Raw genomic sequence first — 25,036 nt, 5'->3', positions numbered from 1 at the left:
TATCGCGGACTCGCTACCGCTGCGCTAACGTAATTAAGTTTTGTAATGGGGATTTAGCGCAAAGTCAGAGCGGAGGTTTCCTCCGCTCTGACGGCAGTTGTTCATGAGGGAAACCCCCAAGATCACACTGCCTTAACTTTGTAAGACAGACCCCAACACAAAACTTGCCGATTAGAGAACAGGGGACTTAAACCCACGGAACTTGTTAATATCGGTAGACTTAAATCAGAAAAGGGCTTTGTCAGAGAGCAAAGTCTATTTTATTGGCAATTCTACGCTTTTTTCCTAAAATCTCCAATTAAAATAAATGCCCAAAAAATATTGAGTCATTATACAGCTATCAAGCCATTTTATTTATAGTATAAGTTTAATAAATCTTTCTTAATTACTTGATTTTAAAATCTTTTTTCTTTCAAAAACTAATTTTTCCAATATCACATTTTGACCAAAATATTTATCTAAATTTTTGATGCAATTCATCATTAAAATCTTTGCTTCTCTTTGCAAATATTTATCAGAGTAAGCTATGAACCAGCTAGAAAAGGCTGATGTTCAAAATTCTTAAATAAACTCATCCCCAACTGGACAGATTGTACTGCCAAAAATCTGCTAAAGCACTGCTGGCAAGGTTTTTACATCTAAAATACCGAGTCTATGATCTCGACTTGGCATCAGATCTAGAATGCGCTGACCATAGCACAGTCGAGCAATATCCTTACCATTGGAAATAAATTTTAAACATATTCAAAAAAACTGAATTTTTAATCCCATATTTCTGTATCATTAAGTGATGAAAGTTAACATACTTTCATAAAAATATTTGAATTATAACTTCTTGTAAATCTGACAGAGTAGGTTTATGCCATTTACCATTGATTCGGCTCGCGGTATTTTCCCCAACACATTAGCTGCTGATGTTGTACCAGCTACAATTGCCAGATTTAATCAACTCAATGCTGAAGACCAATTAGCATTGATATGGTTTGCTTATTTGGAAATGGGGAAACAAATCACAGTAGCTGCTCCAGGGGCGGCTAGTATGCAATTTGCCGAAGGAACCTTGAATCAAATTCGGCAGATGAATTTCCAAGAGCAATCGCAAGTTATGTGTGACTTGGCAAACCGGGCTGATACACCGATTTGCCGAACCTATGCTACCTGGTCTGTAAACATCAAACTAGGTTTTTGGTTTCAGCTTGGACAATGGATGGAAGAGGGGCTTGTAGCTCCAATTCCAGAGGGCTATCAACTGTCTGCTAATGCTTCATCTGTACTACAGGCAATTAGAAATATTGATGCAGGTCAGCAAATCACCGTATTACGCAACGCTGTGGTAGCGATGGGGTATGATCCCAGTAAATTGGGTGAATACACTCCAATATCTGAACCTGTTGTTCCCCCACAAGATATAGCAAAGCGGACTCAAGTCAAAATTGAAGGCGTTGACAATCCTACAGTGTTGAGCTATATCAACAACCTAAATGCCAATGACTTTGATGCGCTAATTAATTTATTCGCTCCAGACGGTGCATTGCAACCTCCTTTTCAAAAACCGATTGTTGGTAAAGACGCCATTTTGCGGTTTTTCAAAGAAGAATGTCAAAACCTCAAGTTAATACCAGAACGCGGTGTTTCTGAATCTGTAGAGGATGGATATACTCAAATAAAAGTTACTGGTAAAGTGCAAACTCCTTGGTTTGGTGCTGCTGTGGGGATGAACATTGCTTGGAGATTTTTACTTAATGCCGAAAATAAAATTTTCTTTGTGGCAATTGATTTACTAGCTTCTCCTAAAGAATTATTAAACCTAGTTCGTTAGAGAGACGCTGGTGTTAATCCAATGTAAGTAATTAGCTATAGATAAAAGCGCTCCATATACACAGAGCGCTTTTTCTTGGCAAAATTAAAGCAAAATCCGGTAAAATATAAAACTACGTCGATTTTAGGTTTGATAATGCAAGTCAGTGATACTGAGTGGTCAAGCAAAGAAAAAAAGATAGCTCAGGAAGCTTTTAATAAAGCTTATAAGCGAGAAGTTGATGCTTTGATCAAGGTTATTCGTCACCAAGCAAGCGAAATTGTAGAACTTGAAGATATGTGGCGTCTCCATGATTTTTTGAGCGCCAGAAGGCATGAGCTAGATGGCAAGTACGATTATAGATATTCCGCTCTCATCTTTGTCTTTTCCAAGTTAGTTAAAGATGGATGGTTGCATCTGGATGAGCTGGAAGGTCTAGATAAAGATAAGCTTGCTAAAATATCAGTTCTTTTACGCATGTAAATCTTTTCATCACTTGCCAGTTAATAGTTGTGGGGGTCTGTTACTCCAGAACAAGAACACAGAATAGGGAGAATCAGAATAGATTTTTCTATTCTGTGTTATCTGATTCGATGATGAGAAACTATTAGCAAAACAACCGACGCTCTAAGTAATAAGATACTTGTGTATTACGAATGTAATCGGTAGCTTTGGTGTGGGCAAATTTAGAACTTTTCTTATTTGTGTCTTCAACTTCAGATGCTTCGGAAGTTAAAGAAACAAATTTTCTTTTGGATTTATCCCAGCGTTTCTGTACTAAGTGTATGTAGAACATAGCTTTTAGTCCTTTAGGAGGCTTTGTCTTTCACTTCACTACATAACATACTACAAAAATACTACAAAAAAAGTCAAAAAGTTGAGGGCAATTTTTGAAATTATCCAAAACTGCTACTCTACACAACTCTTATGAGCATTTTTCTCTAACTTTTTACAAGAATTCCCAAAACTCTTTCTCTGTGCGACAGACACTTTGCTCAACGGGGGAAATCCCTGCACGCAAGTGTCCTCCTCTGCGCCTCTGCGTGTTAGCGAAGCCCGGTAAAAAATGTTATTTCAAAAAAGCGATCGCACCTTTAAACACCAAAGTAGAGACATCGCACAGCAACATCTCTACACAGGTAACTTTTACGAGTTATGATTATTCACTCATCACAGAAGCACAAGCTTGTGCTTCCTGCCAAAGTTTGTGCAAAAAGAACTCAGTGCGATCGCTCATAGTCGTGACAAAAACACCCAGAGCATCCTCAGAACTATCAGATAGCCAAGAACCCCGCAGAGTCACCTCTACATACTCGCTATCGCAAGCACACAAAGCGATGATTTCACTTCGATCTTTTTTCACCTCAGTCCTCAGTGCCTCTATTCCTGGCAAATCAACAGGAAGCAAAAAGGAAGCGGTGCTGGGTTCCACACACAAACCTTGCCCAACTCGCAGTGCTAAAATCACTCGTGCTTGCACCCATTCCTCTAGGGATTGGGTGAGACACTCTAGATAAAAACTCCTTTCGGTGTAAGTTAGTTTCAGCATTCCTTATGCTCTCCTGTTATTCCAGGTTTGCTTGCAAATCTATCCAGAACTGTTCGGCGATCGCCTGCTTGATATTTGCCCAACACAGCGGCCAGTAATTTTGCGAAAACACCATCACAGATTGCTCTAACACTTGCATAGCGATCGCCACAATCACACCCTTCTTTTGTGCTTTTAACACAAAGCAATCAAACTCTGCTTGCTTGGGATGTAAGGCGCACTTAGCGATCGCGCAGTGTATCGAAGATATCGTCACAACTTCACTCCTTATAAAAAACCCCCGCCTCTTGTTTAGTAGAAGCGGGGGTTGGAAATTGACCATTATGTCTTCTGGTCTTATGTCGGTACAGTCTGCCTTAGCCTGTACCTCCCGCTTTCTGTGTTTATTTGTGGTTTTGCAATTAGCACACCAATATTGAGATATCTAAGATCATTATTACCCTCTGTGATTTGCCCATAATGTTGGCTACCATCGCCCATAAATAAATACTCCACTCCCATAGCGGCTGATTCCCAACTGAATCGGCAGTTGGCAGCACGCAAAGAAGTAGAGATGGGGTAAATGGATTTCACAGAAAATTTTTCACCTATTGAACATTCCTTTAAACATACTACACTTGTATTACTATCCTGTCTATACCTTTAAGGAGAAAAAGATGCATACAATCGCTCGCACCCCAACCACCGATATGGAAGTTACCAGCATCCGTTTAGAAAGAGAACTCAAAGATAAACTCAAAGAAATTGCTGGCAATCAGGGATATCAAGCTTTGATCCGAGATATTCTCTGGAATTATGTCCAGCAAAAATCCGGTGAGTGGAAGCCGCGATTTTCGCGAGCCGATATTCGAGCTAGTATAGCTGCTACAGCTCAGCAAGAAGAACGCTGTGTACTCACAGGCCAACTAATTCCAGCCCAACAACCAATGTTACTAGGACTAACGAGGAATGGGGATATGGTTCCTTTGAGTGTCGAAAGTTTGGCTGGATAACCTTATCTACAAGTGAATGCAGCTCAGTTATGCTCACAAGTAATTGAGTTGCATTCCCAATTTAGGGAGTAGGGAAGAAGCTTTTTGGAGAAATACTGATTTTTTTCAAAAAATAAAAGGAAAAAATTTTATAAAAACTTTATTAAACGTGCGTAAAACCCCGTCCCCTCGTCGGTGGGGCAGTTGACAGTTACTGCCATTAGCTCTAAGCAAAAATACTCTTGTTAATTCTTGGTTATGATAGGTTTCGTCAGATAGTTGAGGACATCAACCGAGCGTAAACCCAGATAATAAAAGACTTTTCAGCCTGTTAACCCCTATACTTGACACTTATGTGAGTGTTAAGTGTGAAGTACCTACACTTCCCTTCGGGTAAGTGTAGGCTTCCTCGATCCACTCCCTTATCAACCTTTAGGTTGATATTGGTCGGAGGTTAACTCGTCATCGCTCAACAATTCATCTCAACACCTCCCTACCGGCTAGGTGTGAGCCTTCTTGTTGAAAAAGGTAAAACTTTGTCTTAATCATATTTAACTCAAAGTAGAGGATTCAGAGAAAATCTAAAAAAATATTACAATTTTTCTGAAAAAATACAGTATTAACACGGTAAAAATCTATGGTGATTATGCTTCAAATCCAGAGAAATTACGGTTTATGTATACTTTATAGACAGGATACTCTAGGTCAAAGTTAGTAAATAACCTCAATATCAACAAGCTATAAACAAACTAGCTTAACAGTTTTACGATATTTTAGGTAGTTTATTACCTATGTAGAAATTTGTTTAATATACTAAAAACTTAGTCATCTGGCATGGAAAGGGGCTATAACAGGTGAGAGAAAGTATTCATATAAGATTTGCAAACCATCAAGGTGCCTTGATAGAACTGAAGATGAGTAAAATGCCACAAGGTTGGGTACGAAAACAATGTGGTCAACAGCCAAGGGCGTACTAGGAATGAAAAAGCCTTTATCGTCGTCGCTGCCGCAGTACCCAGATGATTTAGACCGAATACAACCTTACCAATTCAAGCTGATGCAGCATCAGGAAGAATCTGCCCAACAGTTGGTACACAAGATTAATCAAATCATTGCCAATAGCTCAGCAACGGCATTGATGCTGCAAGAGATTGCTCAATTGCTAGGCATTGCTTTCCAAGTAGATTGTTGTTGCTTAGTTCCAGCAGTGCCTGAGACTGGAGAAGAAGCAACTAGTGCTAGTTGGTGTGCCCAAGAGTATCTGGGGTTGCCACACCCAGATGAAATCTCGCTATCCATGCATTCGCCAGTTGTGCAATGTGCTGCTGAACCATTAACTATTGAGGATATTTCAACTATCCAGAATAGTTTGGTAGTTGGTTGTCAATATTTGCCATTAACAATCAAAGCAGTTTTGGCAATTCCTACCCGATTTGCAGGCAAAAATAATGGTGTGATTAATTTGATCAAATTCCAACCTTATGATTGGAGTGAGTCAGAAAAGCAACGCCTCCAAGCAATAGAGTCGGCTTGCGCGATCGCTTTTTCTCAAATCACACAAGCGCAGTTGATCACTGAACAACAGCAGCATTTGCAAAAGAGCGATCAGCATCAAAACTTGATCAGGCAATTAACTATACTGAGTCTTTCTAACTTGGAGTTAAATCAAATGCTCCAGTTAGTCATCGCTTCCACTGCCGAATCTCTACAGGCAGATCGCGGTTTACTCATACTCCTAAAATATACAGATCCACTGTTCAGGACTCGACCTAGAAAACAAATCCCGAAAGCCAAAGCTACTTTGACTGGTGAATGGAATAAAGCCACACTCACCCCCCGTGCCAATAGATTAGATACTTCAGAGGCTCAGTCTTTTCTAATTTCCGATTGTGGTTTATGCCAGCGTGCGTTTACAGAATCAGGAAGTCCTGTAATTATTGATGATTATACAGAACAAAATGATACCTGGATAGCAGCTCCACTTTTTATGTTAGAGGAACTGCCTGCTGTGCTTTTGATGCCACTAGAAAGCCAAGGCGTCATCTTAGGATTTTTGGTGTTGCAACAAGCGATCGCTCGCACTTGGCAACCAGCAGAATTAAATCTTGTAGAAATGGTTTGTGCCCAAGTGAGCAATGCCATCATTCAATCACAAACATTACGACAAGTACAGACCTTAGTAGACGAGCGAACAGCGAAGCTACAAAGCAGCTTAGAACTCCAAGCTAAACTGCACGAGCGAACACGGCAATATGTTGAGCAATTGCGAGAACTCAACCAACTCAAAGATGAATTCATGAGTAATATGAGCGATCGCCTACGCTATCCGCTCACCAACATGCTGCTGTCAATTCGTAATCTCCGCTTTCCGGAAATAACACCAGAGCGTCATGCTAGATATCTAGATATTTTAGAGCAAGAATGTACAAAGGAAATCAATTTAATTAACGACTTATTAACGCTGCAAAAATTAGAGTCACATCAACAAGCCCCACAATTTAAGACAATTGATTTAAATACCAAAATCCTAGATTTATCAGTAACTTTTGAGAAACAACTTGCCGAGAAAGGATTAAAAATTTCTGTAGATTTACCAAAAGAGCCATTACAACTACAAACCGAAGTAGAAAGCTTTGACCGGATATTACAAGAATTATTAACTAATGCTTGTAAATACTCAGAACATGATACTGTTGTTCACCTGCAAGCCGCTCATCAAGTTGCTAAACAAATTGATCAAGTTATCATTAAAGTGACGAACACAGGACGTGCCATCTCTGAAGAAGAAGCAACCTATATCTTTGACAAATTCCGTCGTGGTAAGGGACGCTGGACTCCAGGGACTGGCTTGGGACTTGCTTTGGTCAAGTCTCTGGTGCAGCATTTGAATGGGGCGATCGCTATTGAGAGTCTACAAATCTCCGATTCTAACGAGAGCGAAATTTGCTTCACCTTGACTCTGCCACAATTTTCTGACGAGAGCAAACCATATCCTGAAAGTGACTAAAAAACATCACACCACAGAGGATTTTGATTTCCAATCCCCTGATGATGAAACCAATCCAGGGGATTCCCCCACTGATTTAGTTTCTGCAACTACTCAAGTAGAAATCAAAATCGAGAAAATTGCAGACCGACAAAGACAAATCAGTGCCAAAATCCACATCCCCCAACCAGTAGAACGTATTTGGCAGGTTTTGACAGATTATGAATCCCTAGTTGACTTCATTCCTAACCTCGCTAAAAGTCGTTTACTGGCTCATCCCAACGGTGGTATTCGACTTGAGCAAATAGGCTCTCAGCGCTTGCTAAATATCAACTTTTGTGCGCGAGTAGTTCTAGATCTAGAAGAATGCTTTCCCAAAGCAATTAATTTCTGCATGGTCGAAGGAGATTTTAAAGGCTTTTCTGGCAGTTGGAACTTAGAGCCTTATTATCTGGGTGAGTGTATGGGAACTAACCTCTGCTACACAATTAAGGTTTGGCCTAAACTCACCATGCCAGTGGCAATCATCGAAAATCGCTTGAGTAAAGATTTGCAATCAAATTTGCTAGCTATTCATCAACGTGTAGAAGAGTTAGCTGGCAGAAGACTCTAATTTTAATCGCCCGATCACTCAATATTAAACTTATGTGATAGGGTTACTCTCAACAAACAAATGAAAAAAGATACTCACTTTTTCAGTACCCCCAGGGGAATTCGAATCCCCGTTACCTCCGTGAAAGGGAGGTGTCCTAGGCCTCTAGACGATGGGGGCGTCAGACTCAGACCTTTTATAAGGTAACGAATTTCATTGCTGATGTCAACAGTTGCCGCTAAAAAAAATTGGTAGTGGCTAAAAACCAAGCAAGGGCAGAGTCAGCATAATTCTTGATAAATGACAAAATAAGGAGTGCGATGTTGTACCCTGTAGATTTGATATGTGCAATTTTTTGCAAGAGATTTTGAAATCTATTGCTCAAAATCTAAAACATGGAAGCATCTTTTGAAATTACCCTACAGATGGCGATCGCTGTTTTAGCCGGCATTAGTGCCCAAGTGCTAGCAGCGTACCTCCGTTTACCCAGCATTGTCATATTATTACTTTTGGGCATTTTGCTTGGCTCGGATGGTGTAGGGCTATTGCACCCCCATTTGCTTGGCATTGGACTGGAAGTTATTGTTGCCTTAGCAACGGCAATCATTTTGTTTGAAGGCGGACTCAACTTAGATTTACGAGAATTAGGCAGGGTCTCAGTGAGCCTGCAATTGCTCGTCACTCTGGGAACATTAATCACACTGCTGGGTGGTAGCATGGCAGCTCACTGGCTAGGTGAATTTCCCTGGAATATAGCTTTTCTCTATGCCTCTATAGTTGTGGTGACAGGCCCTACTGTCGTTGGCCCTCTCTTGAAGCAAATCAACGTTGATAGGCAAGTGGCAACGCTTTTAGAAGGGGAAGGAGTGTTAATTGACCCAGTAGGAGCGATTCTCGCCTTCGTTGTTCTCGATACGATTTTGAACGGTGATGCTGATCCTATCAATGCGATTATCGGTTTACTCATGCGCTTGGGTATTGGAGGGGCTATTGGTGCTGCTGGCGGTTACTTAATGAGCTTGATTTTTAAACGCGCTAATTTTCTCTCATTCGAGTTGAAAAACTTATTGGTGTTAGCAATACTGTGGAGTCTGTTTACTCTCGCGCAAATGATCCGCAGCGAATCGGGAGTGATGACAACAGTAATTGCAGGAGCGGTATTTGCCAATTCGTCAGTTCCAGAGGAGCGCTTATTGCGGAGTTTTAAGGGTCAGTTGACAATCCTTAGTGTGTCGGTATTATTTATTCTCTTGGCAGCTGACTTGTCTATTGCTAGTGTGTTGGCTTTGGGATGGGGTAGTTTATTCACCGTTTTGGTACTCATGTTTGTTGTTCGCCCCATAAACATTTTGTGTTGTACCTGGAACAGTGACCTCAATTGGCGACAAAAACTATTTTTAAGCTGGGTAGCTCCCAGAGGAATTGTTTCTGCTTCGGTTGCTTCTTTATTTGCGATTTTACTGACACAACGCGGGATCAACGGTGGTGATGCGATTAAAGCTTTAGTCTTTCTGACAATTATCATGACGGTTGTTTGCCAAGGATTAACAGCTGGCTGGGTAGCAAAGTGTTTGCAAATTACCTCTAAAGAAGCTACAGGGGTGGTAATTGCTGGTTGTAATCCCTTGAGTCTTTTGATTGCCCGATTCTTTCAAGAACGGGGGGAAAATGTCGTCATGATCGATACTGACCCAGATTGTCTTGCTCAAGCTGAGGCCCAAAATCTCCGAGTTATCGCCAGCAGTGCGTTAGATGCTGAGGTTTTAGAAGAGGCTGGACTGGCTTCTATGGGCACTTTTTTGGCTATGACTAACAATGGTGAGGTAAATTTTGTTTTAGCTCAACGCGCGGCTGAAGAGTTTAATCCTCCGCGCGTACTGGCAGTTTTTCCTCGTGATCCGCAAGCGAATACCTCAGTCAGTAAGAAAGTTAATCAAGCTTTTATCCCAGACTTAGCCATTAAGACATGGAATGAATATTTGAATGATGGACGAGTTAAGTTAGGGACAACCACGCTCAATGAGTCGGAATTTTCTACTCAATACGATCGCATTCAAGAAAAGATTCGCACTGGAATATTAATACCACTGCTAGTAGAACGGGAAGACCGTCTACAAGTAATACCAGTAAATCAAGAGTGGGAAGTTGGCGATCGCATTATCTATCTTTTACACGATCCCAGACCAAATCTTTTAAAACGTTTGTCTGGTGCTACCCAATCAACTCCCCTTGCTTTAGAGAAGTTACCAGAAGTTGAAGAAATTCCCCTAGCTAAATTACCTGAGCTTTCTACTAGTGAAATTCCTGGAGGGTGAGGGGGATGTGGTTCGACTTCGCTCACCAACCGGGGGATGAGGGAGACGCGGGGACGCGGAGAATAATGAATGACAATTTCCCATTCCCAACAGAGATGACGCGGAGAGAGGGAGACGCGGTGACGCGGAGAAACTTTCATGTACATTCCCCGCCTCCCTCCGTCCCCGTGTCCCCGTGTCCTCTTAATTCCCCATTCCCTATTCCCTACTCCCTACTCCCCATTTCAATGACTAATCACCTCTTGATACATCTCTTTTTCTTGCCACAGTAAAGCTAATAGATGCACTACAGCAAGAATGATGGCGGCAACGGCAATAATATAGTTGTGTATGGAGTAAAGATGTTGGATGGTGACGCTGCTAATTGCTCCACCGCCGATGAGAATATCACGTAGTTGACCACCAATCAAAGGAATGGCTTCGATGTTTCCTAGCTCAATGCTAAAACGCCAGTATCCTTCTTGATCCCACCCTAAGATCATCGCTGTCCAATTTAGAGCGATCGCACTCAAGGTAAACAAAATTCCACTAATCCAGGCAGTTAGCCAACTTTTACGATATTGCCGACCTAAGAACATGACAACAATTTGTACTAAGGCGATCGCAATCACTGCATTACCAGCAACATCATGCGCTCTCAGAAATAACCAACCATAAGGCACTTGTGTACTAATCATTTTTAATGACTCATAAGCACCGCCAGCTGTTGGTTCGTAATAAAAAGACAACAAAACTCCCGTAGATACATAAATCAAACACAGAGTCAGAATCACGACTGATAATGTCGTCGCCAATCGTCGTAAAATCCTATCAAAACGGGTATTTTCCATGACTTACCCCTCTTGTTATTAAACGAGTGTGTATTTTTATTACGATCTTAACTAATAAAAATTAAGATATTTTGTATTTATTTGTATTTATCTAAAATATTTCAAACTTTTAAATCAGAGAAGTACAGAGGCAGGGGAGCAGAGGGAAGGTTGTATATAGATCCTCCCAGTCCCCATTCCCCATTCCCCATTCCCCATTCCCCATTCCCCATTCCCCATTCCCCAGCCCCCAGTCCCCAATCCCCAGTCCCCATTCCCCAATCCCCAATCCCCAGTCCCCATTCCCCAGTCCCCAGTCCCCAATCCCCAATCCCCAGTCCCCAGTCCCCAATCCCCAATCCCCAGTCCCCAATCCCCAGTCCCCAATCCCCATTCTCAAACCAAATATTTGACCCAAATTTCCAATGATTCCGGTGAACCGTACCAAATCCCAGGGTTTCTGGGAGAATGCCTAACACCTTCAATGACAAGATTTTCTGCACCTTCTAGATGGGCGGCTTCAATAGGTGTGATGCCATCTCCCCATGTATTACCTTTGCCGCAGGTCAATTGGTAGCTACTATATGCTAACCAGCTACCACGCTGCCTTGCTCCAAAGATAGTTTTGCCAGCTACACAGACATAGCGAACTTTTGGATAAAAAGCTCCAGGATAATTATTGGTGACAAAATCTAAATTCCACCGCGTCCAACGCTCTTGGCTAATGTGGGGTGTACCTAAAGTGATGAGAGTCGCAACTTGAGGATGAGCCTGCCACAACAGAGATGACTTGACCTCATTACGGGACGAATAAGGCTTTTCTCCTATGTAGATACGGGATATCCAACCACCAGCAGAATGACCAATTAAGTTAATTTGAGTAGCATCATATTGCTGCAATATCTGCTTTACCGTGCGGTCAAGTTGCCAAAGAATCGGTGTAACTGGTCTGCCTCCAAGGGTAGGTAGCCAATCACGGCGTCGCAGCGGCACTGTGACTGTGGGAAAACCTAAGTTTTGTAAAGATTGTTCTAGCTGACGATAAGCGATCGCACTTTCTAAATATCCCGGTAAAATAACTGTTGGTAATGGCATTTGAGATTTTGAATCCGGATCAAAAAATTCCGAGGTAACTTTTGGAATACTTTGCTTATGTCCTCACAGGTTAACAATGAAAAAATGTAAAAAAAACAAATACCTGTACTGGCGTTTCTGACTCAAATTTAGGTTAAATTGGAAAAATTAGAAACAGTTTTCAAGGGTGCTGATGTGGTAATATCATCAGAAGTAGTTTAAATCAAGATCGAGTGTTAGATCTATTACACCAGCCTAGCTAACAGGAAAGTTGTGGAGTAATAGGCGACTTAAGTACATACTTAAAACTTGAGTAATTGCCCAAACTCCTCGTGACTAAGCACTCTGTTTTAATTACGCAACTCATAAAAGCGAAACTCAAAATTAAAAATTTATCCGGCATCTTGTTAGCAAGCGCAACTTCAAGTGTAAAACCACGTCATTAAGAAAACTAATCCAAAAAAGTAGGAAATAACTCTTTCTGAGGAAAGATGCACTTATTACCAGATAGTGCAATATATTCTGAACAAAGATACAATCGCTATTCAACTGCAACCGAGCCGAGTGAACGATAACAGCTATGTCTTACGCCTCCCTGCTAAAAAATATACCAGAAATCTTAAGCCAGCCAACTGGGATAGCAGCTATAGCATCTCTTGGCATCCACGGTGCTATTGCGTTGATTGTGCCACTGATGCCTGTAGACTCTAGTAAACCAAAAGACGCAGCATCAACTAAAGCAGTCGGACTTTTAGAATTAACCCCATCCGACCAAAGCCGTTTGCCACAAACTCCCAGCGCGCCTCAGGTTAGCTTCCAACAGCAACTCCCCCTATCAGGACAACTTTCTCCTGGGACTTCTACTTCCCAAGCATTATTACCTCCATTGCCGCCAACCTCTGGTCAGACAGTACTACCTCCCCTACCCCAATCGTATGGTAACTATCGCATCTCTTCGTTACCGCCCAAGCAGTCTTTGCGGATAAATCCCAGAGGCAATTTAGGATTTGACAATTCTGGATTTAAGGCAAGTGGAAAATTCTCCGCAGCAGTGCCTCGTTTGAACGATAGTGACATCAAATACGATGAATCCAAGCCTCTGCCTGTAAATAAATTACCAGATTTGCAGTCTCAGGGAATTCCTGATGATATGCAAAATATTCAGTCTCCCACAATATCTGAAACTACACCTCCCACGACAAGCGCACAGGTTAATCCTACTCCCCAAGGTGTGCAACCAGGTAATGAGGTATCCAACAACCTTCCTCAGAATCAGGTGCCAGTAGCTCCTGTTGGACAACCGCCACAGTCCACGGATAATTTAACCTTAGCAGGGCAAAGCCTACCGCAATTGCAACCGGGAACTATCCCCAAAATACCTGAGTTACCGACAAAAATATCGCCAGTAGCGATCGCTCAGGTAAACTCTTACGAAGACTTAAGAAAAATAGTCCAGCAAGAGTATCCGAATGCGGAAGAAAAAGCCGTCATCCGCGACACAATCTCTACAGATAAACCCAATCTGGCAGGTACTGTCTTGGGTGTATTAGTGGTAGATACTGATGGTAAAGTCTTGGATATTAAGTTTCAAGACCAGTCAGTATCTCCAGAACAGCGACTCAAGGCCAGAGAATATTTCCTCAAGCAGGCTCCCAAGGGAGATAAGAAAATCAGTTCTTACCCATTTAGTCTCAGTTTCCAAAGTGGCAAGGCTAACACTACTGAAACTACTAGAGGGCAAAATCTTCCATTTCCAGCTAATCCTCAGCCTGTATTACCGACACCAGGGGTAACAAATAATCAGCCTGCACTTACTCCTAAACCATTGCCTGAACTGCAAATCAGAAACACTCCGCCTGCATCTTCACCAACAGTCACTCCCAAACCTCTATCTGAAAAGCTGCGAATTAGAAGCTCTGAACCTGTACCTTCAACAACAGTCACACCTCAACCTTTAACTGAATTGCAAATTAGAAGCAATCAGCCGACGGTTACACCTGCAAAGCCATTATCTACGCCTACGGTTAATGAAAATCAGCCCAAGTTTTCTGCTGATTCTGACCAAAAATTAGTACAGCAGTTGCGCCAATTGAGAGAGAAAAGACAACAAAAATCGAATTGAAATCTGTTCTTTGTCTAGGTTTTAGGGTGTGTTACGCTGGCGCGATAACGCACCCTACTTGTCATTTGTAATTACAAAGGACTAATATCTTTTTACTTTTTACCAGCCTTGTTCGGCTTGTTGAGAAACGTAGGTAGCTACCTCTATAATTTCTTGTTCACTCAACTTATCTTTAAAAGCAGGCATAGCACCCTTACCATTCTGTACTTGATGGATAATTGCCTGAATGGAGTCGGTATTATAGTTTTTTAAGTACTGTGATAATGCTTCTTTTTTGAGGGTTTTGTGATTGATCAGGATATTACCACCACCTATATGGCAAGAGGCGCAGTTAGCATTAAAAATTTTTGCCCCGTTGGATATTTCAGCAGCTAAGGCTGGACGAATGAATGTTACTTTGAACAAAGCGATCGCTAATAGCAATATCAATAAAAATGTTCTCAAGAACTTCTCCTTGCAAACAGCCTCTAGCAACTGAAAAACCTTTCTTTTATGGCTAGAAGCCTTATAAGTCTAGTTAAATTTACAGTTGTCCCCCGTAGTACTCTACCTCATGATGCGCCAGTTTCGTAGAGTATAAGCGTAGTGAATTACTGATTTCGGCCAAGTTAAAAAACTAGTGGTGTGAGGGTTTAGGGGAGAGGGAATTGCTTTTTGAAGTAATTTACGGTAACGAGTATATTCCTTCCATAGTCATAAGCTGTTCCACATATAACTTGCATAATTAGGGCGGGCAAGATGCCCACCCCACAAGAGTTTTATTTAATTTGATTATGTAATTTAGATGTTTTTTAGCTTATGGCGTACAATTTGGTCTGGAATAGGACTCGTTACCAAGAAGACGCAAAGACGCGGGGAAGGGGAGACGCGGAGCGCGACCATTCTCAAGGTCGAACACTGGTCAAAAGCCCCCGAATGCGAGTCGTAGAGGCAAAAAATGTTTTCCTTGCTTGAATCCCCTAGCTTTAGTTATGGGGACTCTCCGCGTCCTCATCAACGTTGCTCTTTGCTAACCTTAGCTTATGAGCAAGGAAAATCATCTGGTCTTAGTTTTCTAGCCTTCAACAGTGATTTTACCAACCATGCCTGCACCACGGTGGGGTTCGCAATAGAAGGTGTAATCACCCGCAGGCGCGTCTGCTGGGAAGGTAGTTGTTTGCTTTTGACCAGGATTCATTAACAATTGCTTATGAGACAGAGATTTTGCTAAATCAGCGCTCTTAGCTGGGTTTTTGGCAGCATCAAACACAATATTATGAGGAGGAACTTTGTTGTTCACCCATTCAATTGTGTCGCCTGGTTTCACTGACACCTTGGCAGGTTCAAATACTAGTTGTCCTTTGTCATTACCCAGTTTTATTTGGTGTGTTTCAGCCGCAGCGCTGGGAGTAAATACAGCGAAGCTGCTAACAACTAAAAGGATCGTCAACACAGCTAAACTAAGGCGTCGCCAGCTTGCCGCAATCAATTTCATGGCTGTCTCCTAACAAACTTTTATTTTTCCTTTTTTATTTTAAATAAAATCAACACCAAATATGACAATATGTCGTAGATGCAATTTTTTTTTTAACTATTGGGGAAAATTAATAGGAAAAACTTGTGCATTCAGTAAAAATTACTCAATTGCGATCGCTAAAAACTTTATAAATTAACATAACGCATTTTTATTTTTTCTGACTTTTTATGCTTATCAAAATTTTTCTGTGCCCCAGCCAGGAGCCTTTTGTGCTGCTGTGAGGACGAAAGCGGCTAAACTTTCCACGATGGAAGTAGGAAATGGTATTGGTGACTGGGTGATAGGAATTTTCCCAATTCCCAGTCACCAATATCCAATTCCCAATTACGCCAGTTCGCTCAACGGAGGACGCCTCCGCACGCGACTGGCTCCCCAATGGTTCAGCACTCAGCCAGGGATTTAGTAATAGATTTTGCCGCCTCCCCACTTATCACCTAAAATCTTTGGTTGTAGAAGGATATGACCTGCGATCGTTTTTAAGTCATTCTCAGTGAGATTTCGCATTTCTGTGAAAATATCGGCACTCTTGGTGCTGGGATGTATTTCTGAAATCTCCTCTTCCCCATCATAGGTAGTAGGATTTTTCATGTAGTCTACCAATCCTTCGATGTTGTTACGGTTTGGTGTTGCTAGTGCTAACGCTTCTGGTTCGAGTCCCACATTCTGGTTTGTCTTGGTAACGCCACCAACATGACATTGAGCGCAAGCATATTGAAATAGGCGTTTGCCTTCTTTTACTTGTTTGAGGCTGAGGACGACGGTATCACCTTTATCATTTAATGGCACTGTTCTAGTAGCTTTGTCCAGTTCCAACGCAGTTGCGCCACCAACGAACAGTTGGAAAGTCAGCAAAGTAGTAGCCACAACAACGCTAATTAGTCTTCTAAACATGTTTCCCCTTAAAAATTTTGACGCTCAACACAGCTAAAAAACGATACTCAATCTCCAGCTAATTGTTAATGGCTATAGCCAAAGCCTGAGATAGCCTTTTCGGTGACTCTGGTATTAACCACCGAGTCAATGTTTCCTTTTGGATATATTCAGACAATATTTGCCAAATAATTGCCTTTGCATCCCTTAACACCAAACGGGTCTTTTGGTGTTGATTGGCAATTCCCAATTGGTCGTATACAGAAAACACTTTTTCTACAGGAATACTGTAGTTTGTTGTTATCTCTGCGATCGCTAGGTCTGCAAAACCCATAATGTTTGTTAACTGACAGATAGAGATTGAGTCGCTGTAATACCAATATCATGTTAAGAGTGCAATTTGTTGCCCAAATATGGAGTGGGGGATGAGGGGGATGAGGCTCTTATGGGTAGGTTTTTTAGATTTCGCGTTTTGGTTGACGCGCTTACGCGGGGACACGGGGACGCGGAGAAAGATTTCGGAACGAAAAAATAGGTTTTTTCAGACTGAATATGAAAAACCTACCCTTGAAAGGGGAGATGAGGGGGATGTGGTTCGACTTCGCTCACCAACCGGGGGGATGAAGGAGAATTTTCTCCGTGTCCCCTGCTCATTCCCCATTCCCAATAACCACTAACCCTTACCGCCGGTGAAGGTGACGTTTTGGATAAAGTAGCGATTGAAAAAGGCATAAATAGCTAAAGCTGGTAGAGTGAATACCATAGAAGCTGCCATAATATAATTCCAATAGCTGATGTATTGACCTTTGAAGGAGTTCAGCCCCAAGGGTAGGGTAAACATTTCTGGGTCGAATAGGATAACTAGCGGCAGTAAAAAATTATTCCAACTACCCATAAATACAAAAACAGCTTGTGCTGCTAGTGCTGGTTTTGCCAAAGGTAAGACAATATGCCGAAAAATCCCAAAGGTATTTAGACCATCTAGCTGAGCTGCTTCTTCTAATTCTTTGGGAAAATTTACAAAAAACTGCCGCATCATAAAAATGAAGGTGGCATTGACCATGCTGGGTACAATCATGCCCTGGTAGGAATTAAGCCAGCCGATCGCTTTTAAAATCAAAAATGTGGGAATTAGTGTGATTTGCGCTGGTACTGCTAACACTGCCAAGATGAGGAAGAACCAAAAGCGTTTACCCACAAAGCGCAGTCTCGCTAAGGCATAACCTGCCATAGAGTTAAGCAGCAAGTTTAATATGGTAACGCTGATGGCAATTATTAGACTGTTGAACAACCAGCGCCAAAATAGCGGTTCTTGGAGAAAGATTTGTTTATAGTTGTCAAAAGTAAAGTTTTGTGGTAGAAAATTAGGGTTGCCGCTGACAATTTCTGATAAGGGTTTGAAAGAAGCTGAAAGCGCCCAAAGAAAGGGGATCAGGGTGATGAGGGCGTAGATTGTCAGCACACAATACAGGAGGATTTTCAGCCAGAAAAAGCGAGAGATATTTTTCAAATTCTTTCGCCTCCAAACAGCCGTCGCTGAATTAAAGTCATAGCAATGATCACTGCTGCTAACAAAAAAGCGATCGCAGCGGCATATCCCATCTGCAAATTCCGAAATACAGCTTGGTAGATAAGTAGCACTACAGTCAGGGTAGCGTTGTTTGGCCCGCCAGTGCCACCAGAGAAGATGTAAGACTGGTCAAATAGTTGAAAAGTACCAATTACCCCCATTGCCACAACAAAGAACGTTACAGGCTGGAGTAGGGGAATTGTCACATAGATAAACTGCTGCCACCCATTGGCGCCATCAAGTTCAGCCGCTTCATACAATGATTGAGGAATATCCTGCAACGCTGCTAAATAAATCACCATAAAAAATGGGGCTGTTGACCATATGTTCATGATCATGATGCCTTTGAGGGCAACTGCTGGATCTCCCAACCAGTTATAGGTTGGTAATCCCACCGCAGCGAGAAAATCATTCAGCAACCCATCGGTGTTATAAATCCACATAAAAATGAGTGTCAGCACAGCCGAAGACGTGACAGTTGGCAAAAAGTAGAGGATACGCCACCAATTTTTACCGCGAATTCCAGAATTTAGAGTTACTGCCAAAATTAAAGCTAGGACAGTTTGAGTTGGCACAACAATTGCTACGTATTCTGCCGTATTTCTCAAAGCAATCCAAACCCGTTCATCTTCGGCTAGTCGCGTAAAATTACGAAAGCCAATAAACTCATATTGAATACCACCAAGTAGTTGTACTTTGTTAAGGGAAAGAACAACAGCGTAGAGAATGGGGAACACCACAAAAGTCCCTAAAACCAGAATAGTCGGCATCATAAATAGATATCCTGCGAGGCCTTCTGTGATGTTCCATTTGGGGTTTCTTCGTCGCCTGCTAATTTCCAACATTACTGAACCTCCTACTAATCCCGCGCTCAGGGAATTGGGAATTGGGAATTGAAAGAGGAATTTTTATGCTCTCGTTGTGTGATTTATTACGTTATAGTCAAGCTTAAAAATGGAAAGAACAGCAATCCCAAGAGTTAAAATTTGCTGTATTAGCAGCATAGAGGAAGCATGGACTGCGATTCGATGTGGTGCATCTGCCTTGGGTTTAGTTTCTTTTATGCCTAGCGGCCCTGGTGTCATTAATGAGGAATTAATTGCTCAAATTGCCGTTTGTGTACCACCACCAATAGCCACGTTTTTACTAACGTCTAGCCAAGATACTCGACAAATTATTCAACAACTCAAGTATTGTCGAACAAATACTGTGCAAATTTGCGATCGCCTAGAATCAGGAACATACCAACATATCCGCGATGCTTTGCCAGGAATCTCTATCGTCCAAGTTATCCACGTAACTACAGAAGCATCTATAGAGGAGGCCATGAAAGTGGCACCTGATGTGGATGCCATTTTGCTAGACTCCGGCAACCAATCGTTATTGGTAAAAGAACTAGGAGGAACAGGACGCTTACATAATTGGTATCTCAGCGCTAAAATCCGCGAATATGTGGAGGTGCCGATTTTCTTGGCAGGAGGATTAAAACCCGAAAATGTCGCTCTCGCCGTCAAGCAAGTAGCTCCTTTCGGACTAGATTTGTGTAGCGGAGTTCGCAGCAACGGCAAATTAGATGAGCAGAAGCTCAAGCAATTTTTTCAGCAATTAAGAAATTATAGTAACTAGGGAGTAGGAAGAGCAACTGCGGTTTCTATCTACAGTTGCTGTAGATTTCACCAAAACTATGATCGTGATGAATCTCAATTACTAAATCAACATCTGGAGATTCTACTAAAGGCTTGATGAATAATTCTGGATGCAGCGATCGCCAAAAATAATTGACAAACTGCTCTATCTCTGCATTGCTCATTCCTGATTTTCCAGCTGCAATCATCTGCTGTTCAGCCTGTTTACGCCACTCTAAAGAACAGCGGTAATCAATTGGACACAACACAATTAAGCTGTCTAATCGCTCCCATAGCGGTAGATACTCGTGAAGTCGGTAATTTATATCACGGGCAAATCTTCTATCTTCCTCTGTAATAATTGGTGGCGGTGCCATCTCAAATACGTGATCTGATATGGGTTTGACTCCTACAAACCAACCTTCAAACAACACAATATCTGCACTTGTAATCATTTCTGGAGTAGTGCGATCGCCAGCACCGCCATAAGCAGATTTATCAAAGCGAGGGACTAAAATCGGGCTGTGCAACTGACGGATCTGATCTAATAAATTTAAACCTAAGTCTATATCATGGGTTCCTGGTGGGCCGCGCCAAATCAAGCGGGGGTCTTGCTCTCTTAAAGCCAAGCGATCGCTATAAGTTTTATATAAGTCATCCAAAGACAAACTTAAGGTACGGTATCCCAATTCTTGCAGAATTAAAGTCAGAACCTGAGACATTGTGGTTTTACCTGTACCCTGTCCCCCCAAAATCCCTTGAATTAGTGGTCTTGCCAACTGTTGGCGGTGCGATGCTAATTTCATCGCCAACGGCAGCCACAAGTCCCACAACACCTGTTGCATTTTCTGGGGTTGCACCTGGAGCTTAGTTTGGCAAAATTGGCTAAAAGCTGGTAACACTGACTGAAGTAAATGCGATCGCGCTTGTATGACTTCATCGACATTTTTCCGTGTGATGCCAAAAGCTTTCGCGCGTAACTCATCTGCTAGCGCTGCTTTTGGTGCTTCCTTCCAATCCCCAATCTCCCCCATCTAAACCTCCGGGGTACTCCCGCCACATCGGTACTCCGATTGGCGGCGATGGGGGACAGGAGAGTAATTAATAGGGTTCGATGCCTTATTAATTACTAATCTTTGTTGAATATTCATAAGCTAAAACCTTTGAGCGATAAGCATTTCGGGGTATAATTAAAGAGATCGAGTCAGTAGTCTACTGTTGGAGTCGAAGACCGGAAAACAAAAGCCCAAACCAACAGACTGAACCTTAAAAACAAAGTGTAGGGGGTTCCAGAAAGGAGTGATACTTGTCATCCCCGTTTTCTGGGTAAAACACTTTACGGATAAAGGATTGAGCATTTAGTTAGCTACTTGTTCAAAACAACGGTAAGGACATATCGTTGCTGCCTGTGGAGGATACTGGAATACCAGTCCTAAGAAGCAGGAAACTCTATCCGCGAGGTTAGATGCTCCCGTTACACCGCTTGCGGTTAGCGCTATAGTTGTCACTTTTTCCTTCACGACCCCAGCTTAAAGGCTTCGAGAAACAAACTATAGATAAAACCAACTTTCAGAAGATTTAATGAGTCTACCCAGAGCGATCGCCTAGATAAAAAGCTCTGACTGTAAAATATTCTGCTAGTAATTTCTGTTAACAGTACTAAAAACGCAGCTACTACAATATCCAATTCAGCCCGTTGACCTGCTGTAGTCGAAACTGCGCTTCCCAGGAAAAAACCAAACAAAAAACTAATGATCAGCAATGATATCCGCCGCCAGGGATTTAAAAACCATTGCTCTAAGCGTGTGGCGATCGCATCCAATAGGTTGTTGAGACGGGTATTTTGCATAAGTGAGGGAATGGGGAATGGACAAGAGGACGCGGGGACGCAAACAAAATTTCTTCTTTATCTCCCCAGTCCCCTGCCTCTGTCCTCATCCCTAAAATGTCTCAAAGATATTGGTTTTGGCATAGGCTTGTTTGTTAATATTGTAAATATATTAGGTTCCCAGGGTTCATCTTGATTTGAGACCAATTAACCCTTACACCCTTACACCCGCTTCCGTTGCGGGCTTGGTCAGGTAGAGGGCATCGTTACCCCTTTGTGATTAAACATTGAGGGAACTGATACCTCAAAGTATTTTCTACTCACTATGATACTTATGATACTTTGCTGACTTAATTTCAGGAAAGTACACAGTGGGCTGTTTTATGTAATTGCCCTTAAAGATAGTAGGTTACTATCTGGTCAAACCTAAACAAAATTATTATTTCTAAAAAATATCAACATGAAATCTTCAGTGTATCGTAACATCAGTGTTACAGCTTTTTGCTTGGGACTGCTTGCACTAGTGGTAGGATGCTTAGAAATGAGCGTGTCCTTCGAGTCTACAAACCCAGATACCTCAAACACAGCCCCTGAAACTTCCCAGTTGGATGGGACTTCATCTATAGCTAGTTCACCGCAAAAAGCGATCTCAGCTAATTTAGCTACAACAACGACCTCAACTAAACAGCTAGAACACAGTAATAGAGAAAATACTCATTCTGCCTTGACGCATCCTCATAACTCGGTTGACAAAACCAAGGCTCAAGGGACTTTGCGAATGAGTAATCAAACAAATCAGCCTGTACGGCTAGCCTTGCTAGCACGACAGTCGTTAGCAAAAGGCTCTTCCTCTCAACAAGATAAATACGATATGCCAGCACATTGGGATTTTGCTCCCCAAGAAGGTAGTGAAAAGGGGCTGATTCTCTCCTTACCTCAAGGCAATTTAAATTTAGACAAAGGTGATATTTTAGTTGCTTTCGCCCAAGATGGTTCCCGGCGCTATTGGGGGCCATATGTTGTTGGGGAAACTTCATCGCCTAAATGGAATGCTCAAAATCAAGAATGGCAACTAGTGTTAAGTGGTGAATGATGAATGTTCATGAGTGCTGAGTATAATTGTTTAGCTATTTGCTCATAACTCATCACCGTTTTGATGAAAAGAACAAAACTTAAACAACTAACGACTACTAAATCAGTGAACAATTATCAAAGTTTGAGGTGTGGGATTTAAACCTGTGTCTCAAATGAGCCATTGATAAAAGCAAGGACTCAGCAAAACTTTGATAACTGATACTTCGACTTTGCTCAGTACAAGTAATTGATAACTGATTTTAAAGAGGATGAACTTGAGCGTTAAGGGCACTGTTGAGCAGTGGTTCAACAATCTAGAAAAGCGTCCAGCCCTTGCTGTGACTGTGGCAGTGCTATGGTTGATTTTGATTGGCTTTTTAGCTTTTGGGTGGAATTTGGGCAATATTGGCTTGATTGATGAAACAGAACCACTGTTTGCAGAAGCTTCTCGTCAGATGTTCATCACAGGCGATTGGATTACCCCATTTTTTAATGGACAGACTCGTTTCGATAAACCTGCTTTAATTTACTGGTGTCAATTGATCGCCTATGCAATGATCGGAGTCAATGAGTGGGCAGTGCGTTTACCATCTGCGATCGCGGCGATGGGTGTGATTAGTTTAGCTTTTTACACTGTACAGTGGTGTCTCGCAAAACAAGATGTACTAGAAGAAACTTCACGCTCGACTCGCCGCTACTTAACAGCTTTTATAGCCGCAGCGATAATGGCATTCAATCCCGAAATGATTATTTGGGGAAGAGTAGGTGTATCAGATATGCTACTTACTGGATGCACAGCCTCAGCTTTGTTGTGCTTCTTTTTAGGGTATGCGGGGACTGGGGACGCGGGGACGCGGGGACGCGGGGATGCGGGGACGCGGGGACGCGGGGATGCGGAGAATTACTTGAGTGTGTCATCTTCCCAACACCAATTCCCAACTCCCAATACTTCTTTTTTGCTCAGTACAAGTTCCCAATTCCCTAACAAATGGTATTTGGCTTGTTATGTGTTGATTGCGGCGGCAATTTTGACTAAGGGGCCAGTGGGTATTGTGTTGCCAGTGATAATTATGGCGGCGTTTTTACTGTACCTGGGAAAGGTGACAGAGGTGTTGCGAGAAATGCACATTCTCTTAGGTATTGCGATTATTTTAGCTTTAGCTCTGCCCTGGTATGTATTAGTTATTTGGCGTAATGGCTGGGATTACATTAACTCGTTTTTTGGTTATCACAACCTAGAACGCTTCACAGGTGTTGTTAATGCTCACTCAGCGCCTTGGTATTTTTACTTTTTAGTAGTGCTGTTAGGTTTTGCACCATACTCAGTTTACTTGCCAGTTGCGATCGCCAGATTAAAGTTTTGGCAGCGATCGTACTGGCTTGCTCAAGAACGTTCTGGGCAATTAGGTTTATTTGCCTGGTTCTGGTTTGCTGGCATATTTGGCTTTTTTAGCGTCGCTGTCACCAAACTCCCTAGCTATGTATTGCCCCTAATGCCAGCAGCAGCCATCCTCGTAGCCCTACTCTGGAGCGATCTTATCCAAGACACAAGGACACAAGGACACGGGGACACGGGGACGAGGGGACGCGGGGACGTAGGCAGTTTTATCTCCGCGTCCCCCTCACTCCTCTGGACTGGCTGGATAAATGTGATCTTTTTATCAATTCTGTCTGTAGTACTATTTCACGGAACTCAGTTGATAGGACGCGATCCAGCTGTTCCCAACTTCCGCCAGCTAATTCAACAGTCGGGTTTACCAGTAATTGGGGGTGTAATTTGGCTTGTTTGTGCTGTCTTGGTTGCGGGGTTGTTACTAAGTCGCCGTTGGCAAAATATTATCAATATTAATTTGCTAGGGTTTGTATTTTTTTTGATTCTGGTATTGACACCTGCATTGTTTTTAATGGATCGAGAACGTCAGTTACCCTTAAGAGAATTGTCCGCGATCGCATTGCAAGCAAGACAACCAAATGAAGAATTGGTGATGGTTGGCTTCAAAAAACCTAGTGTGACATTCTACAGTCAAACTCAGGTTAATTACTTAAGATTTTCCAAAGACACTGTAGAGTATATCAAAAATCAAGCGGTAAAAAGCTCAAAGTCGCCTTCGCTATTGCTTCTGGCTGAACAGAAAAGGTTTTTGCAAATGGATTTACAGCCAGATGAATACAAGAATTTAGGCACTAAAGGTGCTTACACCCTCACCAGAGTTTCTTTGAAGAAAACCAAAAAGCAGAAATTGGATATATCTTCTTATAAGGAAAATGCCGAAAACCCTTGACAAACAGCAACGTAGTTGCGTTTTTCGGACTTCAGGCGAGGGATGAAGGCGCTTA

At 42.1% G+C, this 25,036-nt stretch carries 25 protein-coding genes and 1 tRNA gene; 11 read left to right on the top strand and 15 right to left on the bottom strand.

Translation table 11 applies throughout. From position 1 onward, the window contains the following. Window positions 1-859 precede the first annotated feature (859 nt). Window positions 860-1,819: an orange carotenoid-binding protein gene (locus AC5JMF_RS09070; RefSeq protein ID WP_495795377.1), complete on the top strand. Its 960-nt coding sequence runs from the start codon at window positions 860-862 to the stop codon at window positions 1,817-1,819. Between the two features lie 135 nt (window positions 1,820-1,954). Continuing rightward, window positions 1,955-2,281, top strand: a complete 327-nt coding sequence (frp, locus tag AC5JMF_RS09065) for a fluorescence recovery protein (protein ID WP_495795378.1) — start codon at window positions 1,955-1,957, stop codon at window positions 2,279-2,281. Between the two features lie 124 nt (window positions 2,282-2,405). Here the strand turns inward: frp and AC5JMF_RS09060 are convergent, their stop codons facing one another. The 4 genes from AC5JMF_RS09060 to AC5JMF_RS09045 form a co-directional block, all read right to left on the bottom strand. After that, window positions 2,406-2,594: a hypothetical protein gene (locus tag AC5JMF_RS09060; protein ID WP_495795376.1), complete on the bottom strand. Its 189-nt coding sequence runs from the start codon at window positions 2,592-2,594 to the stop codon at window positions 2,406-2,408. Window positions 2,595-2,957: 363 nt separating this feature from the next. Continuing rightward, window positions 2,958-3,347: an alr0857 family protein gene (locus AC5JMF_RS09055; RefSeq protein ID WP_495795375.1), complete on the bottom strand. Its 390-nt coding sequence runs from the start codon at window positions 3,345-3,347 to the stop codon at window positions 2,958-2,960. A gap of 16 nt (window positions 3,348-3,363) precedes the next feature. Continuing rightward, window positions 3,364-3,603 (bottom strand): hypothetical protein, encoded by a 240-nt coding sequence (locus tag AC5JMF_RS09050; protein ID WP_495795374.1) that lies wholly within the window; start codon window positions 3,601-3,603, stop codon window positions 3,364-3,366. An 80-nt stretch (window positions 3,604-3,683) separates the two neighbouring features. Then, a complete protein-coding gene (locus tag AC5JMF_RS09045; protein WP_495795373.1) occupies window positions 3,684-3,920 on the bottom strand; it encodes a hypothetical protein in 237 nt (78 codons plus the stop codon). 83 nt (window positions 3,921-4,003) lie between these two features. Between AC5JMF_RS09045 and AC5JMF_RS09040 the strand changes: the two genes are divergently transcribed. From AC5JMF_RS09040 to AC5JMF_RS09030, 3 genes are all read left to right on the top strand, one after another. Beyond that, window positions 4,004-4,339, top strand: a complete 336-nt coding sequence (locus AC5JMF_RS09040; protein ID WP_495795372.1) for a ribbon-helix-helix domain-containing protein — start codon at window positions 4,004-4,006, stop codon at window positions 4,337-4,339. A gap of 928 nt (window positions 4,340-5,267) precedes the next feature. Then, complete coding sequence (locus AC5JMF_RS09035) at window positions 5,268-7,325, top strand: sensor histidine kinase (RefSeq protein WP_495795371.1); 2,058 nt, start codon at window positions 5,268-5,270, stop codon at window positions 7,323-7,325. Then, complete coding sequence (locus AC5JMF_RS09030; protein ID WP_495795370.1) at window positions 7,318-7,917, top strand: SRPBCC family protein; 600 nt, start codon at window positions 7,318-7,320, stop codon at window positions 7,915-7,917. The genes AC5JMF_RS09035 and AC5JMF_RS09030 overlap by 8 nt, the downstream gene beginning before the upstream one ends. Window positions 7,918-8,003: 86 nt before the next feature. Here AC5JMF_RS09030 and AC5JMF_RS09025 read toward each other — a convergent pair. After that, a tRNA-Glu gene (locus tag AC5JMF_RS09025) sits at window positions 8,004-8,076 on the bottom strand. A 215-nt stretch (window positions 8,077-8,291) separates the two neighbouring features. On the opposite strand from AC5JMF_RS09025, the gene AC5JMF_RS09020 reads away from it, so the two are divergent. Then, window positions 8,292-10,211, top strand: a complete 1,920-nt coding sequence (locus AC5JMF_RS09020; RefSeq protein WP_495795369.1) for a cation:proton antiporter — start codon at window positions 8,292-8,294, stop codon at window positions 10,209-10,211. Window positions 10,212-10,435: 224 nt separating this feature from the next. On the opposite strand, the gene AC5JMF_RS09015 is transcribed toward AC5JMF_RS09020, so the two are convergent. Both AC5JMF_RS09015 and AC5JMF_RS09010 read right to left on the bottom strand, forming a co-directional pair. Next, on the bottom strand, window positions 10,436-11,041 hold the full coding sequence (locus AC5JMF_RS09015) for a cytochrome b N-terminal domain-containing protein (RefSeq protein WP_495795368.1): 606 nt from the start codon (window positions 11,039-11,041) through the stop codon (window positions 10,436-10,438). Window positions 11,042-11,416: 375 nt separating this feature from the next. Then, on the bottom strand, window positions 11,417-12,115 hold the full coding sequence (locus tag AC5JMF_RS09010) for an esterase/lipase family protein (protein WP_495795367.1): 699 nt from the start codon (window positions 12,113-12,115) through the stop codon (window positions 11,417-11,419). Between the two features lie 559 nt (window positions 12,116-12,674). Here AC5JMF_RS09010 and AC5JMF_RS09005 point away from each other — a divergent pair. Next, entirely contained in the window at window positions 12,675-14,216 is a 1,542-nt protein-coding gene (locus AC5JMF_RS09005; protein WP_495795366.1) for a hypothetical protein, read from the top strand. Window positions 14,217-14,315: 99 nt separating this feature from the next. Here the strand turns inward: AC5JMF_RS09005 and petJ are convergent, their stop codons facing one another. Together petJ and petE are read right to left on the bottom strand one after the other, a co-directional pair. Then, the gene (gene petJ / locus AC5JMF_RS09000; RefSeq protein ID WP_495795365.1) at window positions 14,316-14,660 is read right to left on the bottom strand and encodes a cytochrome c6 PetJ; all 345 of its coding nucleotides are present in this window, start codon (window positions 14,658-14,660) and stop codon (window positions 14,316-14,318) included. 610 nt (window positions 14,661-15,270) lie between these two features. Next, the gene (petE, locus tag AC5JMF_RS08995) at window positions 15,271-15,690 is read right to left on the bottom strand and encodes a plastocyanin (protein WP_495795364.1); all 420 of its coding nucleotides are present in this window, start codon (window positions 15,688-15,690) and stop codon (window positions 15,271-15,273) included. A gap of 229 nt (window positions 15,691-15,919) precedes the next feature. Here petE and AC5JMF_RS08990 point away from each other — a divergent pair, with 229 nt between their 5' ends. Further along, window positions 15,920-16,135, top strand: coding sequence for a hypothetical protein (locus AC5JMF_RS08990; protein ID WP_495795363.1), 216 nt, complete (start codon window positions 15,920-15,922; stop codon window positions 16,133-16,135). Here the strand turns inward: AC5JMF_RS08990 and psbV are convergent. From psbV to AC5JMF_RS08970, 4 genes are all read right to left on the bottom strand, one after another. Further along, a complete protein-coding gene (psbV, locus tag AC5JMF_RS08985) occupies window positions 16,132-16,623 on the bottom strand; it encodes a photosystem II cytochrome c-550 (RefSeq protein WP_495795362.1) in 492 nt (163 codons plus the stop codon). The two genes, AC5JMF_RS08990 and psbV, sit on opposite strands and share 4 nt — an antisense overlap. Window positions 16,624-16,681: 58 nt before the next feature. Then, the gene (locus tag AC5JMF_RS08980; protein ID WP_495795361.1) at window positions 16,682-16,936 is read right to left on the bottom strand and encodes a hypothetical protein; all 255 of its coding nucleotides are present in this window, start codon (window positions 16,934-16,936) and stop codon (window positions 16,682-16,684) included. A 339-nt stretch (window positions 16,937-17,275) separates the two neighbouring features. Continuing rightward, complete coding sequence (locus AC5JMF_RS08975; protein WP_495795360.1) at window positions 17,276-18,112, bottom strand: carbohydrate ABC transporter permease; 837 nt, start codon at window positions 18,110-18,112, stop codon at window positions 17,276-17,278. Then, a complete protein-coding gene (locus AC5JMF_RS08970; RefSeq protein WP_495795359.1) occupies window positions 18,109-19,017 on the bottom strand; it encodes a carbohydrate ABC transporter permease in 909 nt (302 codons plus the stop codon). Before AC5JMF_RS08970 ends, AC5JMF_RS08975 begins: the two co-directional genes overlap by 4 nt. Window positions 19,018-19,126: 109 nt before the next feature. On the opposite strand from AC5JMF_RS08970, the gene AC5JMF_RS08965 reads away from it, so the two are divergent. Further along, window positions 19,127-19,798: a phosphoribosylanthranilate isomerase gene (locus tag AC5JMF_RS08965; RefSeq protein ID WP_495795358.1), complete on the top strand. Its 672-nt coding sequence runs from the start codon at window positions 19,127-19,129 to the stop codon at window positions 19,796-19,798. A 25-nt stretch (window positions 19,799-19,823) separates the two neighbouring features. On the opposite strand, the gene AC5JMF_RS08960 is transcribed toward AC5JMF_RS08965, so the two are convergent. Beyond that, complete coding sequence (locus AC5JMF_RS08960; RefSeq protein ID WP_495795357.1) at window positions 19,824-20,831, bottom strand: glycerate kinase; 1,008 nt, start codon at window positions 20,829-20,831, stop codon at window positions 19,824-19,826. Between the two features lie 482 nt (window positions 20,832-21,313). After that, window positions 21,314-21,646 (bottom strand): DUF565 domain-containing protein, encoded by a 333-nt coding sequence (locus AC5JMF_RS08955; RefSeq protein WP_495795356.1) that lies wholly within the window; start codon window positions 21,644-21,646, stop codon window positions 21,314-21,316. A 439-nt stretch (window positions 21,647-22,085) separates the two neighbouring features. On the opposite strand from AC5JMF_RS08955, the gene AC5JMF_RS08950 reads away from it, so the two are divergent. Both AC5JMF_RS08950 and AC5JMF_RS08945 read left to right on the top strand, forming a co-directional pair. Continuing rightward, complete coding sequence (locus tag AC5JMF_RS08950; protein WP_495795355.1) at window positions 22,086-22,718, top strand: hypothetical protein; 633 nt, start codon at window positions 22,086-22,088, stop codon at window positions 22,716-22,718. Between the two features lie 250 nt (window positions 22,719-22,968). Continuing rightward, the gene (locus tag AC5JMF_RS08945; RefSeq protein ID WP_495795354.1) at window positions 22,969-24,981 is read left to right on the top strand and encodes an ArnT family glycosyltransferase; all 2,013 of its coding nucleotides are present in this window, start codon (window positions 22,969-22,971) and stop codon (window positions 24,979-24,981) included. Window positions 24,982-25,036: the final 55 nt, after the last annotated feature.

It is taken from the genome of Desmonostoc vinosum (assembly GCF_059505385.1).
The sequence above is the reverse complement of the archived record's forward strand: the minus strand, read 5'-3'. Positions and strand labels throughout refer to the sequence as shown.

Coding starts and splice junctions, on each gene's coding strand:
- AC5JMF_RS08980 (WP_495795361.1), bottom strand. CDS start 16,936: ATGGGTTTTGCAGACCTAGCGATCGCAGAGATAACAACAAACTACAGT.
- AC5JMF_RS09015 (WP_495795368.1), bottom strand. CDS start 11,041: ATGGAAAATACCCGTTTTGATAGGATTTTACGACGATTGGCGACGACA.
- AC5JMF_RS09010 (WP_495795367.1), bottom strand. CDS start 12,115: ATGCCATTACCAACAGTTATTTTACCGGGATATTTAGAAAGTGCGATC.
- AC5JMF_RS08965 (WP_495795358.1), top strand. CDS start 19,127: ATGGAAAGAACAGCAATCCCAAGAGTTAAAATTTGCTGTATTAGCAGC.
- AC5JMF_RS09020 (WP_495795369.1), top strand. CDS start 8,292: ATGGAAGCATCTTTTGAAATTACCCTACAGATGGCGATCGCTGTTTTA.
- psbV (WP_495795362.1), bottom strand. CDS start 16,623: ATGTTTAGAAGACTAATTAGCGTTGTTGTGGCTACTACTTTGCTGACT.
- AC5JMF_RS08945 (WP_495795354.1), top strand. CDS start 22,969: ATGAACTTGAGCGTTAAGGGCACTGTTGAGCAGTGGTTCAACAATCTA.
- AC5JMF_RS09035 (WP_495795371.1), top strand. CDS start 5,268: ATGTGGTCAACAGCCAAGGGCGTACTAGGAATGAAAAAGCCTTTATCG.
- AC5JMF_RS08970 (WP_495795359.1), bottom strand. CDS start 19,017: ATGTTGGAAATTAGCAGGCGACGAAGAAACCCCAAATGGAACATCACA.
- AC5JMF_RS08960 (WP_495795357.1), bottom strand. CDS start 20,831: ATGGGGGAGATTGGGGATTGGAAGGAAGCACCAAAAGCAGCGCTAGCA.
- AC5JMF_RS09005 (WP_495795366.1), top strand. CDS start 12,675: ATGTCTTACGCCTCCCTGCTAAAAAATATACCAGAAATCTTAAGCCAG.
- petE (WP_495795364.1), bottom strand. CDS start 15,690: ATGAAATTGATTGCGGCAAGCTGGCGACGCCTTAGTTTAGCTGTGTTG.
- frp (WP_495795378.1), top strand. CDS start 1,955: ATGCAAGTCAGTGATACTGAGTGGTCAAGCAAAGAAAAAAAGATAGCT.
- AC5JMF_RS09060 (WP_495795376.1), bottom strand. CDS start 2,594: ATGTTCTACATACACTTAGTACAGAAACGCTGGGATAAATCCAAAAGA.
- AC5JMF_RS08955 (WP_495795356.1), bottom strand. CDS start 21,646: ATGCAAAATACCCGTCTCAACAACCTATTGGATGCGATCGCCACACGC.
- AC5JMF_RS09055 (WP_495795375.1), bottom strand. CDS start 3,347: ATGCTGAAACTAACTTACACCGAAAGGAGTTTTTATCTAGAGTGTCTC.
- AC5JMF_RS08950 (WP_495795355.1), top strand. CDS start 22,086: ATGAAATCTTCAGTGTATCGTAACATCAGTGTTACAGCTTTTTGCTTG.
- AC5JMF_RS09040 (WP_495795372.1), top strand. CDS start 4,004: ATGCATACAATCGCTCGCACCCCAACCACCGATATGGAAGTTACCAGC.
- AC5JMF_RS09070 (WP_495795377.1), top strand. CDS start 860: ATGCCATTTACCATTGATTCGGCTCGCGGTATTTTCCCCAACACATTA.